Annotated in this window: 12 protein-coding genes; 6 read left to right on the top strand and 6 right to left on the bottom strand. The window is 72.9% G+C overall.

The window, feature by feature from the left end:
• Positions 1–230: 230 nt before the first annotated feature.
• Together CP970_RS30005 and CP970_RS30000 are read left to right on the top strand one after the other, a co-directional pair.
• On the top strand, positions 231–1,142 hold the full coding sequence (locus CP970_RS30005; protein ID WP_055554653.1) for an SGNH/GDSL hydrolase family protein: 912 nt from the start codon (positions 231–233) through the stop codon (positions 1,140–1,142).
• A 43-nt stretch (positions 1,143–1,185) separates the two neighbouring features.
• Positions 1,186–2,172, top strand: coding sequence for an aldose epimerase family protein (locus CP970_RS30000; RefSeq protein ID WP_055554655.1), 987 nt, complete (start codon positions 1,186–1,188; stop codon positions 2,170–2,172).
• Between the two features lie 69 nt (positions 2,173–2,241).
• Here the strand turns inward: CP970_RS30000 and CP970_RS29995 are convergent, their stop codons facing one another.
• Positions 2,242–4,713, bottom strand: a complete 2,472-nt coding sequence (locus CP970_RS29995; protein WP_055554657.1) for a glycoside hydrolase family 3 protein — start codon at positions 4,711–4,713, stop codon at positions 2,242–2,244.
• 179 nt (positions 4,714–4,892) lie between these two features.
• On the opposite strand from CP970_RS29995, the gene CP970_RS29990 reads away from it, so the two are divergent.
• Positions 4,893–5,525 carry a TetR/AcrR family transcriptional regulator gene (locus tag CP970_RS29990; RefSeq protein ID WP_079043946.1) on the top strand — a complete coding sequence of 211 codons (633 nt, stop codon included), beginning with the start codon at positions 4,893–4,895 and terminating at the stop codon, positions 5,523–5,525.
• Here CP970_RS29990 and CP970_RS29985 read toward each other — a convergent pair.
• Positions 5,433–5,867: a RidA family protein gene (locus tag CP970_RS29985; RefSeq protein ID WP_055554659.1), complete on the bottom strand. Its 435-nt coding sequence runs from the start codon at positions 5,865–5,867 to the stop codon at positions 5,433–5,435. The genes CP970_RS29990 and CP970_RS29985 overlap by 93 nt on opposite strands.
• Positions 5,868–5,899: 32 nt before the next feature.
• Positions 5,900–6,718, bottom strand: a complete 819-nt coding sequence (locus tag CP970_RS29980) for an NAD(P)-dependent oxidoreductase (protein WP_055554661.1) — start codon at positions 6,716–6,718, stop codon at positions 5,900–5,902.
• 58 nt (positions 6,719–6,776) lie between these two features.
• Between CP970_RS29980 and CP970_RS45835 the strand changes: the two genes are divergently transcribed.
• Positions 6,777–8,720: a phosphotransferase gene (locus CP970_RS45835; protein WP_317987170.1), complete on the top strand. Its 1,944-nt coding sequence runs from the start codon at positions 6,777–6,779 to the stop codon at positions 8,718–8,720.
• A gap of 43 nt (positions 8,721–8,763) precedes the next feature.
• Here CP970_RS45835 and CP970_RS29965 read toward each other — a convergent pair whose 3' ends face one another.
• Together CP970_RS29965 and CP970_RS29960 are read right to left on the bottom strand one after the other, a co-directional pair.
• A complete protein-coding gene (locus CP970_RS29965; protein WP_224058823.1) occupies positions 8,764–9,399 on the bottom strand; it encodes a LysE family transporter in 636 nt (211 codons plus the stop codon).
• A 504-nt stretch (positions 9,400–9,903) separates the two neighbouring features.
• A complete protein-coding gene (locus tag CP970_RS29960; RefSeq protein WP_055553776.1) occupies positions 9,904–10,551 on the bottom strand; it encodes a TetR/AcrR family transcriptional regulator in 648 nt (215 codons plus the stop codon).
• Between the two features lie 215 nt (positions 10,552–10,766).
• On the opposite strand from CP970_RS29960, the gene CP970_RS29955 reads away from it, so the two are divergent.
• Entirely contained in the window at positions 10,767–11,021 is a 255-nt protein-coding gene (locus tag CP970_RS29955; protein WP_055553775.1) for a hypothetical protein, read from the top strand.
• 81 nt (positions 11,022–11,102) lie between these two features.
• Positions 11,103–12,356 carry a pyroglutamyl-peptidase I family protein gene (locus tag CP970_RS29950; RefSeq protein ID WP_191094969.1) on the top strand — a complete coding sequence of 418 codons (1,254 nt, stop codon included), beginning with the start codon at positions 11,103–11,105 and terminating at the stop codon, positions 12,354–12,356.
• Here CP970_RS29950 and CP970_RS29945 read toward each other — a convergent pair.
• Complete coding sequence (locus tag CP970_RS29945) at positions 12,314–13,129, bottom strand: EI24 domain-containing protein (protein WP_055553772.1); 816 nt, start codon at positions 13,127–13,129, stop codon at positions 12,314–12,316. The two genes, CP970_RS29950 and CP970_RS29945, sit on opposite strands and share 43 nt — an antisense overlap.
• Positions 13,130–13,183: the final 54 nt, after the last annotated feature.

The raw sequence follows: 13,183 nt of genomic DNA, 5'->3' as shown, positions 1-13,183 counted from the left end.
GATGTAATTTAGCGGAACCAATGCGGCGGTGCGCCACCGGGTGGATCACCCGCCCTGTCGCCGCCGTGACGCACAGGCCGGGCAGCTACGGGCCGAGGCTACCGTGCGACGGCGCAAGGAGTGTGACGTACCGTCGGTCCGGAGGCCCGGAAACTCCGACCTTTCACCCGGCGGGACGCAACCCCGGGCACACGCATGACGTCACGTTGAACGACAGAGGGGACCAGGGGATGCGGAACCGCAGGCACCGCTCGCGTGCCGTCGTCGCTTTCGCGACGGCGGCTCTTCTCGGCACCACCGTCCTCACCGCGTGCGACGCGCAGGGCGGCGACGCCTCGGCCCCCGGCGGGTCGGCGGCGCACGACGGGCCCTCCCCGAAACCCACCCCCACCTGGGACACCTCGCCCCGTTCGCTGGCCGCGGTCGGTGACTCCATCACCCGTGGCTTCGACGCCTGCTCGGTGCTCTCCGACTGCCCCGAGGTGTCCTGGGCGACCGGCACGGACAGCGAGGTGGACAGCCTCGCGACCCGTCTCCTCGGTAAGCGGCGCGCCGCCTCGCACAGTTGGAACCACGCCAAGACCGGCGCCCGCATGACGGACCTGAACGGTCAGATCGAACAGGCGGCGACGGAGCGGCCCGAGCTGATGACGGTGATGATCGGCGCCAATGACGCCTGCCGTTCGTCGGCGGCCTCGATGACGCCGGTCGCCGAGTTCCGGACCGGTTTCGAGGAGGCCATGCGCACGCTGCGCCGCTCGTTGCCCAAGACCCAGGTGTACGTCGCGTCCGTCCCCGACCTGAAGCGGCTCTGGGCCCAGGGGCGCACCAATCCGCTGGGCAAGCAGGTGTGGAAGCTGGGCATCTGCTCCTCGATGCTGGCCGAGCCCGACGACCTGGCCGCGGCGGCGAGCGAGCGGCGCGACTCGGTGCGGGACCGGGTGGTCGCGTACAACAAGGTGCTCAAGGACGTGTGCGGGAAGGACAAGCACTGCCGATACGACGACGGGGCGGTCTTCGACTACCGCTTCGACGGCGACCAGTTGAGCCACTGGGACTGGTTCCACCCCAGCAAGAACGGCCAGTCGCGCCTGGCCGAGCTGGCCTATCGCCAGGTCACGTCCGAGAAGCCCGCGGCCTAGGGCGGGACCTCCCGCCGAGCGGCCCCGGCGTAGGGTCGCGATCATGCGCAGTGAACTCTTCGGGACGCTTCCCGACGGCACGCCCGTCCACCGCTGGACCCTGGAAAGGGACGGGGTGCGGGTACGCGTTCTGACGTACGGCGGCATCGTGCAGTCGGTGGAAGTTCCCGACCGCTCGGGGCGAACCGCGCAGGTGGCACTGGGGTTCGAGGGGCTGGAGGGGTATCTCGCGCACCCCGGGCCCTACTTCGGGGCGCTGGTGGGGCGGTACGCGAACCGGATCGCGGGCGGCACCTTCTCACTGGACGGGCGCACGTACCGCCTCGCGCGCAACAACGGCCCCAACGCCCTGCACGGCGGTGAGCGCGGCTTCGACAAGCACGTCTGGGACGCGGAGCCGGACGGCGCGCACGGGGTGCGGCTCTCGCGGGTCTCCCCCGACGGCGACGAGGGCTATCCGGGGCGGCTCGCGGTCGCGGTGACGTACTCCCTGGACGGGGCGGGCGCGCTGCGGATCGCCTACGAGGCGACGACGGACGCGCCGACCGTCGTGAACCTCACCAATCACACGTACTGGAACCTCGCGGGAGCGGGAGCGGGCAGTGCTCTCGGGCACGAGGTGCGGATCGCGGCGTCCCGGATCACGCCGGTGGACGGTTCCGGGATTCCCACGGGGGCGTACGAGGAGGTGGGCGGGACCCGGTTCGACTTTCGTGCCGCGCGGGCGGTCGGCCCCGGCCTCGACCACAACTACGTGCTGGACAAGGGGGTCACCGAGCGGCCGGTCGAGGTGGCCTGGCTCGGTGACCCCGGGTCCGGGCGGGTGCTGACCGTCTCCACGACGGAGCCGGGGCTTCAGCTCTATACGGCGGACCATTTCTCTCAGGATCTGCCGTTTGACCCCGGCGCCGGGGTCGCGTTGGAGACTCAGCACTTTCCGGACTCCCCTAACCAGGCGTTTCCCTCGACGGTTCTCCGGGTGGGTGAGGTTTTCCTGTCGGAGACCGTTTATGGATTCTCGGCTCGGTGAGGTTTCCGCGGGCTCGTTGGGGCTGGTCGCGCAGTTCCCCGCGCCCCTTTAGGGGCGCCCGGCTCCCTCTCAGGCGATCAGCGTTTCTGTGAGGCGGCGGTCCGTCAGGGAGTGGGCCGCCGCCACCTCGTACGAACCGCCCTGGTACGCCCAGGCGTTGAGGTTCTCGTCCCAGATCTCGAAGGCTCGGCGCGGGAGTTCTACGGTGACCTCTACGATCTCGCCCGGTGCCGCCTCGACGCTCGCGCAGCCCGCGAGCCAGCGCGCGGGGCGGGTGCCGTCGTTGTCCGCGGGGGCCAGGTAGACCTGGACGACCTCGCGGCCCGTGCGCTCGCCTGAGTTGCGGACGCCGATCGTGGCCGTGGCGCCCTCGACGGTCAGCGACTCGTACGTCCAGTCGGTGTAGCCGAGGCCGTGCCCGAAGGCGTACGAGGGGGTGGCCGATGCCTGATCCCAGGCGCGGTAGCCGATGAACACGCCCTCGGCGTAGGAGAGTTCGCCGTCAGACGGGGTGACCTCGGTGACCGGCGCGGCGGCGAAGTCGCCCCAGGTGGTGGGGAGTCGGCCGCCCGGCTCCTCGGCACCGAGCAGCACGTCGGCGAGGGCCGCGCCGCCCTCCTGTCCCGGGAACCAGCCGAGCAGGACGGCGGCGACGTCGTGGCGCCACGGAAGTTCCACCGGGGAACCGGAGTTGACGACGACCACGGTGTTCGGGTTGACCGCGGCGACGGCGCGGACGAGGTCGTCCTGGCGGCCGGGGAGCGCGAGGTCCTTGCGGTCGAAGCCCTCGGACTCGACGCATTCGGTGGTGGCGACGACCACGACGGCGGTGTCGGCGTTCCGCGCCGCCTCGACGGCCTCGGCGATCAGTTCGTCGGCGTCCCGGCGCGGACCGAGGTGGACGAGGCAGAACATGACGCCGGGCAGCGGGGCCTTGTACTCCTTGTCCAGCGGGTGGCTCAGGGAGATCTCGACGGGCTCGCCCGCGGTGAGCGTCACCTTGCCGCGCTCGATCGGCGAGCCGAAGAACGCCTCGAAGGGGTCGGCCTCGGAGTCCATCTCCTGGACGCCGTCGTAGAGGACCTCGCCGCCGACGGTGAGGGTGAAGGCGCCGAGGCCGCGCGTGCCGAAGGAGTGCTCGCCGCTCTCGCGCGGGGTGAAGGTGCCCCTCACCTCGATGCTCGCCATGGTCTCGTGGGTGACGCCGACGGGCAGGTCGTCGCCGATCCACTGGACCTGGCCGGTCGGCAGGCTGCCCTCGCCGAGCAATGCGCCCGCGGCGTCGCGGCAGATCGCGCGCAGCGCGAACCCCTTGTCGGCGGGGGCGAGTTCGTCGCTCGGGTCGGCCCCGACGGCGTACGTCAGGGAGCCCTCGGGCAGGGCGGCGGCCAGCCCTTCGAGCGGGGAGACCGTACGGGCGGGGAAGACGGTGGCGGAGCCGCCGCCGAGGATGCGGGCGTCACGGGCGGCGGCGCCGACGAGGGCGACGGTGCCGGTGGGCGCGAGCGGGAGCACGCCGCCCTCGTTGCGTACGAGGACGAAGGCGCGCCGGGCGATCTCGCGGGCCAGGGCCTCGCCGTCGATCTCGGCGGGCGGTTCGGCGACGACCGGCTCGGCGCCGTCGAGGACGCCGACGCGGGCGGCGAGGCGCAGTACGTTGCGGACGGCCTCGTCGACGGTCTCCTCCTCGACCTTCCCGGCCCTGACCGCGGCGGCGAGGGGCGCGCCGTAGACCGTCTGCGGGCCCGGCATGGCGAGGTCGAGGCCGCCCTCGATGTCGCCGGTGGTGGAGCGGGCGGCCACCCAGTCGGAGACGTTGCAGCCGTCGAAGCCCCATTCGCCGCGCAGGACTTCGTTGACCAGGTACCGGTGCTCGGTCATGGTCACGCCGTTGACCTGGTTGTAGGCGGTCATGATGCCCCAGGGGTGGGCGTTGGCGACGATCGCCTCGAAGGGGGCGAGGTAGAGCTCGCGCAGGGCCCGCGCGCCGATCTTGTTGTCGACGGTGAAGCGGTCGGTCTCGGCGTCGTTGCCGACGAAGTGCTTGACGGTGGTGCCGACGCCGCCGCTCTGTACGCCCTGGACGTAGCCGGTGCCGATGACGCCGGTCAGGTACGGGTCCTCGCTGTACGCCTCGAAGTGGCGGCCGCCGAGCGGGGAGCGCTGCAGGTTGACGGTGGGCGCGAGCAGGACGTGGACGCCCTTGCGGCGGGCCTCCTGGGCGAGCAGCGCGCCCGCGCGGCGTGCCAGGTCCGGGTCCCAGGTGGCGGCGAGCGCGGTCGGCGAGGGCAGCGCGATCGAGGGGTCGTCGGCGGTCCAGCGGACGCCGCGCACGCCGATCGGGCCGTCGGACAGCACGAGGGACTTCAGGCCGATCTCCGGCAGGGCGTGCAGCGACCACATCTCCCGGCCGCCGAGCAGCCGGGCCTTGGCGTCGAGATCGAGCTTGCCGAGCGCCGCTTCGACGACGGTCTCGCGCGCCTGATCCGCCTCCCTCGCCCGGTCCGCCTGCGTGCCCTGGGTGGCCTTGCGTCCCGCCATGGCGGTGCCTCCTCGTAGAAGTCCCCGTAGAAGTCCGTTCCGTTCCCTCTCATCGTGCATCGATTACCTGTAGAGCGGTAGATTTCGTTATCTTGCTGTTATCTTTAGATGTCGTACGGTCCTCTCGGGATTACGGGGATCACGGGGATCACGAGGACCACGGGGAAGGGGTACCGGCCATGGCGGCGAGGGCCAGGAGCGAGGAACGGCGCGCGGAGATCCTCCGTGCCGCCCTGGAAGTGATCGCCGAGCGCGGCTACCGGGGCGCGAGCCTCGCGGCCGTCGCCGAGCGGGTCGGGCTCACCCAGCAGGGCCTGCTGCACTACTTCCCGACCAAGGAGGCCCTGCTGGTCGCCGTCCTGGAGGCCCGTGACCAGTGGGACGCGGTGCCGCGCGGCCAGTGGCGGCTCGATCTGCTCGGCTCGCTCGTGGAGTACAACACGATGCGCGCGGGGCTCGTGCAGACCTTCTCCGCGCTGCTCGGCGAGAGCGTCACGGCCGGGCATCCGGCCCGGGAGTTCTTCACCAAGCGGTACGGGGCGGTGCGCGAGAACTTCGCCGAAGTGCTGCGCGCCGAGTACGGGGAGCGGCTGCCCGGCGGGCTCACCCCGGAGGCCGCCGCCCCGCTGCTGGTGGCGGTGATGGACGGGCTGCAGTACCAGTGGCTGCTCGACCCCGAATCGGTGGACATGCCGGGGGCGTTCAGGGACTTCCTCGCGCTACTGGGCGAGCCCCGCAGCCGCGAGCGGACCGGAGGCGTCGGCGGTACGGCCGGGACCGGCGACGGCGGCCACCACGTCGACCTCGATTAGCGCCTCGGGCCGGAAGAGCCGGGGGACCTCGACGGTGGTGCTGGTGGGCGGCGTGCCGGTGAGGAACTCCCGGCGTACGGCGGCGTATTGGGGCAGTCCGTCGAGGTCGGTCAGGAACGTGCGGATGTTGATCACGTCGGCCAGGGTGGCGCCGTGGGCCCGGAGCAGGGCGGCAAGCGTCTCGAAGATGCCGCGGGACTGGGCGGCGAGGTCGGCGCCCTCGGCTATCTGGCCCGAGAGGTACAACAGGGCGCTCCCGTCGGGTAGTTCGACGCGGGCGACCTGGGAGTAGGGGCCGAGGGGGCGGGGCGCCCCGGCCGGGTCGTCGAGGGTGATCAGCACGGGTCGGCTCCTCCGGTGCGGTCGACGGGGGGTCACGGGGCGTGGTGGCCGCGGATGTGCGCCACGGCGCGGGTGACGTCCTCGTGGGCGAGCGAGGGGATGGCGGCCGCCGCCTCGTAGTGCGCCAAGGCCGCCTCCATCATGGGGAGTTCGGCGGATCCGGTGGCCAGGGCGACGTCCTTGACGGCGAGGTCGCTGCCGAAGTGCACGCCGTCCGCGAAGGCTCGCGCGACGGCGCCGCCCAGCGGGCCCTTGGAGAGAGCCTCCTTCGCGGTGTCCTCCGTGAGGCCAAGGGCGTCGGCGAGTTTCATGGCCTCGGCGACCAGGGCCACGCCGCCGAGGACCGCGGTGTTGACGACGAGCTTGAGGGCGGCGCCGGAGCCGAGGGCGCCGGTGCGGGTGACGGGGCCGAAGTGGGCGAGCACGTGCTCGACACCGGCCGCGTCACCGCCCGCGAGGATGCCGAGCTGCCCGGCGGCGGCCTTGTCCGTGCTGCCCATCACGGGGGCGTCGACCAGCGTGACCCCGGCGGGGACGAGCGCGCCGAGCTCCGCCACGACATCGGGGCCCACGGTCGACATCTCCACCCAGTACACGCCGGGGCGCAGCGCGGGGACGACGGCGTCGGCCAGTGCGCGTACGGCGGCGGGGTCCGCGAGCATCGTGATGACGACGTCGGCCTCGCGCACGGCGTCGGCGGGACTCGCGGCGAGCGTGGCGCCCGCCTCGACGAGGGCGTCGGCCTTCTCGGCGGTGCGGTTCCAGACGGTCAACTCGTGCTTCGCGGCCAGGAGTTGGCGGGCCATCGGCTCACCCATGTGGCCGAGCCCGAGGAATGCGATCTTTTCCATGCCTGAGACGCTAGGCCCGGCGCCGGAATGCGACAAGCGAATCCTTAGCATGTGAGCCATGCCGAACCCGCATGCCGCACGCCCGGCGGACACCGCTCCCCCCGACCTCTCCACCGTCTGGCTCAGGACCTTCCTCGACGTGGCGCGGCACGGGTCGTTCACCGTGGCGGCGCGCGAGCTCGCCCTGACCCAGTCCGCCGTCTCGCGGCAGATCGCCGCGCTGGAGGCGGCGCTGGGCGGCGCGCCCCTCTTCGACCGGCTGCCGCGCGGCGTCCGCCCCACCGCGCACGGGCGCGCGCTGCTGCCGCACGCGACGGACGTCATGGCCCGACTGACGTCGCTGGGGCGGGAGTTGACGGCGCTGCGGGACGCGGCGGGCGGTCTGCTCAGGGTCGGCGCGTTCGCGACGGCGGACGCGGGGCTCGTCCCCCGGGCCATCGCGCGGTTCCGCGCCACGCGTCCCGGCGTGACCCTCGTCCGCGAGGAGGGCCTGACACCCGCGCTCCTCGCCCGCGTCGCGGACGGCGGGCTCGACCTCGCCGTGGTGTCGACGACGGGCGGCGCGCTGCCCGCCGACGCGTACGAGCTGCACCACCTCCTCGACGAACCGCTGTACGTCGCGCTGCCGTCCTGTCATCCGCTGGCCGCGCTGCCCGAGGTGCGGTTTCCCCAACTCGCCGACGAGGAGTGGATATCCGGCAGCCCCCGGATCGAGGGGACCCTCCTGGAGGCGGCGGTGCGCCACGGACTGCGCCCGCGCGTCGCCCACGTCGTCGCGGAGTGGACCGCGAAGCAGGGGTACGTCGCCGCGGGGCTCGGGGTGACGCTGATCCCCGCGCTCGCCGCCGAGTCGGTACGGCAGGACATCGCCCTGGTCCCGCTCCGCGACGAGGGCGCCCCGGCCCGCGCGGTGTACGCGGCCACGCCTCGGGGGCACTCGGCGCCGCCCGCCGTGGCACCGTTCCTCCAGGCGCTGCGGGCGGCCTGCCCGGTCGGCCGCCGCCCCCTCCCGCAGACAAACCCCGGCCCCCAGACGAGAAGGTCATCCATGTCCACCACGCCCACGACGCACGCCGACGAACCCGACATCGACGAAGATCTCGTACGCCGCCTGGTCGCCGCCCGGTTCCCGGCATGGGCCGGGCTTCCCGTGCGGCTCGCGGGGGCCTCGGGGACGTCCAACGCCATGTACCGGCTCGGCACGGACATGGTGGTGCGGCTGCCGCGCCGGGCGGGGGACGACGAGAGCGCGCGGCGGGAGCACGAGTGGCTGCGCAGGCTCTCGGAGGTGCTTCCGGTTCCCGTACCCGCGCCGCTCGCCATGGTCGAACCGGGTGAACCGGGTGAACCGGGTGAACCGGGTGAGGGCTACCCGTACCCGTGGTCCGTCTTCCGATGGCTCGACGGCGAGACGCCCGTCGCGGGGCGGCCGCTCGCCGAACCCGCCCTGTTCGGGAAGGACATGGCCGCGTCCCTCACCGCCCTGCGCGGGGTCGACACGGCCGGTGCGCCCGCCTCCTACCGCGGCGACCCGCTGGCGTCGCGCGACGCCGACACGCGTGCGGTGATCGCCGGGCTGCGCGGGGTCGTCGACTCCGACGGCGTCGACACCGACGCCCTCACCGCCGTGTGGGACGCCGCGCTGCGTGCCGCGCCCTGGCGGGGTCCCGGCGTCTGGGTGCACGGGGACCTCCAGCCGGGGAACGTCCTGGTCGAAGGGGGGCGCCTCAGCGCCGTCATCGACTTCGAGTGCATGGGCACGGCGGACCCCGCGGTCGACCTGATCGCCGCGTGGTACCTGATGGACGGCGCGGCACGGCGGTCCTTCCGCGCCGCGCTCGGCCCCGCCACGGACGACGCCATGTGGGAGCGGGGGCGCGGCTGGGCCCTGACGATCGCCGTCAACGAACTCTCGTACTACCGGGAGACGAATCCGTGGATGGCCGGCACGGCGCGGCATGTCATCGCCGAACTGACTTCGGGGGGTGCCGAGTTGGGGTGACCGGCGTCCCGGTGCACCCCGGCGCACCCCGCCTCGCCTCGTCTCACCCCGCCGACATCAGCAAATGCCCCGCGAGGCCCGCGATCAGCGCGCTCGACGCGAGCCCCGTGAGCAGACGGCCCCTGCCGCCCGTGAGCGCACGGCCGAGGAGGGCGCCGCCGCCCGCGAGGAGCAGCTGCCAGCTCGCCGACGCGGCGAACGCGGCCAGCGCGAACAGTGCCTGTTCCGGTTCCGTCAGCGACGTGGTGGCCGGGCTGCCGAGGACGAGTGCGGCGAAGTAGACGACCGTGGCGGGGTTCAGGAGCGTGATGCCGAGGAGGGCGGCGTAGGCGCGGGCGGGGCTGACGGGGGTTCCTGTTGTGGCGGCAGCGGCGCCGGTGCGCCCCCGGTACTGGCGGACCACCGTGATCGCACCGCGCGCCGCGAGTGCGAGGAGGACCAGGGCCGATGCCCAGCGCAGCGGGGTCATCAGCGGTGCCAGGAGGTGGGTGAGCCGGGTGCCGCCGACCGCGGCGACCAGGGCGTAGAGCCCGTCGGCGGTCGCGACGCCGAGCGCGGCGCAGGCGCCGGTCCGCAGGGACGTGCGGGCCGTGAGCGCGACGAGGTAGGTCGCGACACCGCCGACCGGCATGGCGATGCCGTAACCGGCGAGGAGTCCCGCGACCAGGACCGCGCTCACGGGTGCGCGGGGATCGGCCTCCGGCGTCGGCCCGTCTGCTGCTGGCCCCGTGCCGACGGGTGGGCGTCGGTGGCGGAGGGTGTCAGCGGTGGGGTGGCGGGGGCCGGGGGCGTGGTCATGTGGGCGAGCCTCTCGGGAACGGATCCGCTGCCGCAACCGGTTTATCCGCGGGCCGGTCGTGGCTGGTCGCGCCGTTCCTCGCGCCCTTGCCTCGTGGCCGGTCGCCCCGTCCCCGCAGGCCGTGCGTGGCCCGTCGCGCAGTTCCCCGCGCCCCCTCTACCCCGCGGCCAGCCCCACCGTTCCCCACAGGCCGAACGTGGCCCGTCGCGCAGTTCCCCGCGCCCCTAAAACAACCCCGCCGCACACCCACGATCTACCCGCGGGCCACTCGTGGCCGATCGCACCGTTCCCCGCGCCCCCTACCTCGCGGCCGGTCCCACCGTTCCCCGCAAGCCGTCCGTGGCCTATCGCGCAGTTCCCCGCGCCCCTAAAGGGGCCCACGATCTACCCGCGGGTCGGTCCTGGCTGATCGCGCCGTTCCCCGCGTCCCTGGCGGGGCGCCCTCAGCCCCTCCGCGCAGGCCCGCAAGACCCCCCTCGCATCACCCGGCGTCACATGCCCCACCAGCACCTGCGCGGTGAGGCCGTCCGTCAGGGCCAGCAGGGTGTGGGCCTCCGCGGTGGCGTTCACCTCCGTGTGGAATTCGCCGGTGGATCTGCCGTAGTCGAGCAGCCAGACCAGGAGGTCGTGCAGCTTGGCGTAGGTGTCGCGCAGGACGGTCGCCAGGTCCTTGCTCACCGTGGCGTGGGCCACGAAGGCGACCCAGACCTGGGCCTCCGTCCTGTCCTCCGTCTCTACCAGGGCCAGCGCGGAGAGCGTGCGGTCCAGCAAGGTCGCGGCCGACTGCGGCGTGTCCGATGCCTCGATGCGGGCCTTCGCCCGGTCGGCGACGCGCTGCGAGATGTCCTCCAGGGCGAAGAGCAGCATCTCGTCCTTGGTGCGGAAGCAGCGCTGGACCGCGCCCATCGAGACCCGCGCCTCCGCGGCGACGTCGCGCAGGCTGACGGACTCCATCCCGGAGCGGGCGATCAGCAGGCGGACCGCCTCGGCGATGCGGCGGCGCCGGTCCTCGTAGTCGACCTGCTTGGGCACGTGCGGCGGCCTTTCGTCGGGCGTGGGGGTGGCTCTGTGGCTCTGTGGCTCTGTGGATCTGGCGTACCTGACGTACCTGACGTACCTGACGTCTCCACGTTCTGCGTTCTGATGCGGTTGCATCATATCCCGCCCCCGATGCATGATCTGATGCGACCGCATCGGAAAAGGTCAGCGGTATCAACGCCGCGCCGCCGCACTCGGGGAGATACGTCATGTCCGCACAGCCCAAGGCCCCTCAGTCCAAGAAGTCCTCCACGGAAGGCATGCTCGCCCTCTTCGGCTTCATCCTGATCGCGCAGGGCTTCGGCTCCGCGATCACCGAGTCCGGCTGGGACACCAGCTTCGGCGTCTCCGCCCTCCTGCGAGAGGCCAACGCCCCCGCGTGGACCGACCTGTTGGTCGGGGCGCTCGGCTGCGTGCTGCTCGCGCTGGCCGCGCGGCGCCGGTTCACCCGCGAGGCGCCGTAGCGCTCACCCCTCCCGTCCCGCGATACTTCCGCCACCTCACCCGTCACTGATCCACTGGTGACCGGCCACGGAAGGACTCGCGTGTTCCCTCGTATCGGCACCCTCGGCGCCGCCGCCCTGCTGGTCGGGCTCGGCGCCACCGCCCCCGCCTCCGCATCCACATCCGCCGCCACGCCACCCGGTTCCACCGCCGAAGAACAGCGGCTCGACCGCGCCGCGCCCCAGGAGATCCTGCGCCGCAGCGGATTCGACTCCCGCGCACCGCAATTGGCGCGGGCCCTCGCCAAGACCCGCTCCTACGCGCAGGCCCGGCGGCTCGTCGCGGGCGAGGGCGGCGAGCTGTGGCGGCGCGCCGTGGACCGGGTGCAAGGGCGCGGGCCCGCCGGAGGCGATCTCAGCAGGGACGACGACCGGCCGCTCTACTGGGCCAGGCTGGGAATGACGCGGGAGCTGCGGCAGTGGGAGCCGAGCGGCTTCCGACTCTCGGAGAAGCAACGGGCCCGGCTGATAGGTGCGTTGGAGACCTCGTCGCGCGGGCAGGACGCCGTCGCGTATCCCCGGGGGCACAAGCACGCCAAGCGCATCCTGGTCACCGGCTTCGACCCGTTCACCCTCGACCGTGACGTACGCATCAGCAATCCGTCGGGCGCCGCCGCGCTCGCCCTGGACGGCACGACGATCCAGACCGCCGAGGGTCCCGCCCGCATCGAGGCCGTCACCTTCCCCGTCCGCTGGCAGGACTTCGGGGACGGGGCCGTGGAGCGGGCACTGCGGGCGCAGCTGCCGCGCGTCGACCTGTTCACCACCATCAGCCAGGGGCGCGTGGGCAAGTTCGACATCGAGCGGACCAACGGGGCCTGGCGGGGCGGTTTTCCCGACAACGAGAACCTCTCGCGCACGGAGACCGTGCCGGTGCGCGACCCCGCCTCACAGCCGCAGTGGACGTCGACGACCCTCCCGTACAAGGCGATCGTGGCCGCCGACACCGGGCGCTTCCCGGTGTACGACAACACGTCGGTGACGGAGATCCCGGCGGGCGGCACCGCGCCCGTGGTCAGGCCCGACGGGCCCTCCGAGGGGTCCACGGCCCGTGAGGGCGGCGGCGGGAACTACCTGTCGAACGAGATCGCCTACCGGGCCACGCTCCTGCGCGACAGGCTCGGGCTGCACGACCGGCTGCCCGGCGGCCATGTCCACACGCCCGTCCTGCAGTTCGGCGCCGGGAACACCGATCCGGCGACGGGCGCCGTGACCGATCCCGAGTTCGTGCGGAACCGGCTCGACATCGTCGCTCAGGTGCGGGGGATCCTCGGGGCGGCCGTCTCGTCGTCTTGACCGGCGGCGGCAGGTGAGCCGTCGCCTTCCGTGTCGTTCTCGCCCAGCAGGTCCCGTGCCATCAGCGTCGCTCCCGCGACCGCGCCCGGCATCAGGAACACCGCGACGAACGGCACCAGGAAGGCGACGGCGAGCGGCGTCCCGAAGCCCCAGGCGAGCTGCTTGCGGCCGCGCAACAGGGCCAGGCGCTCACGGAGTTGGATGCCGCGGCGCTGCATCGCGACCGCGCTGAGCTCCTCGACGAGGAAGAAGCCGGTCACACCGAAGCCGATCACCGGGACCACGGTCTGGCCGACGACCGGGATGAAGCCGAGCGCGAAGAGCAGGACGCCCCAGAGCATCGCCCGTACGACGATGCGCAGGCTGTCCCGCGCCGAGATCCACAGGTCGCGCCAGAGCGGCAGGCCCGACTCGGGGGCGTGGCCGCACTCGGAGATGTCGACCTGCTCGGACAGCGACTCGTAGAAGGGCTCTCCGATGAGCAGCGTCACCGCGGTGAAGGTGATGACGGAGAGCAGTAGCGCGAGGGCGAAGAGGAGCGCCGTCAGGAAGCCGCGGAAGAGGCCGAGCCAGGGCGAGGACCAGTCGTCGGCGAAGGGCGTGGCCCAGCCGACGAGATCGACGCCCCACAGGGCGAGCGAGACGAGCGCGGCCGCGTAGAGGACGAGCGTGATGAGGCCGGGCAGCAGCCCCCATCCGTACTGCTTGCCGTGCTGGGCGACCCAGCGCTGCCCCTTCATCAAGTAGCCGAAGCCCACACCCAGATCGCGCATGCGGCACACCTTAGCCGCAGGTCGCCGGGGGTTCGCGCGCCGCTGTGTGCCAGG

The sequence above is a fragment of the Streptomyces kanamyceticus genome, assembly GCF_008704495.1.
Taxonomy (GTDB): Bacteria; Actinomycetota; Actinomycetes; order Streptomycetales; family Streptomycetaceae; genus Streptomyces; species Streptomyces kanamyceticus.
The sequence above is the reverse complement of the archived record's forward strand: the minus strand, read 5'-3'. Positions and strand labels throughout refer to the sequence as shown.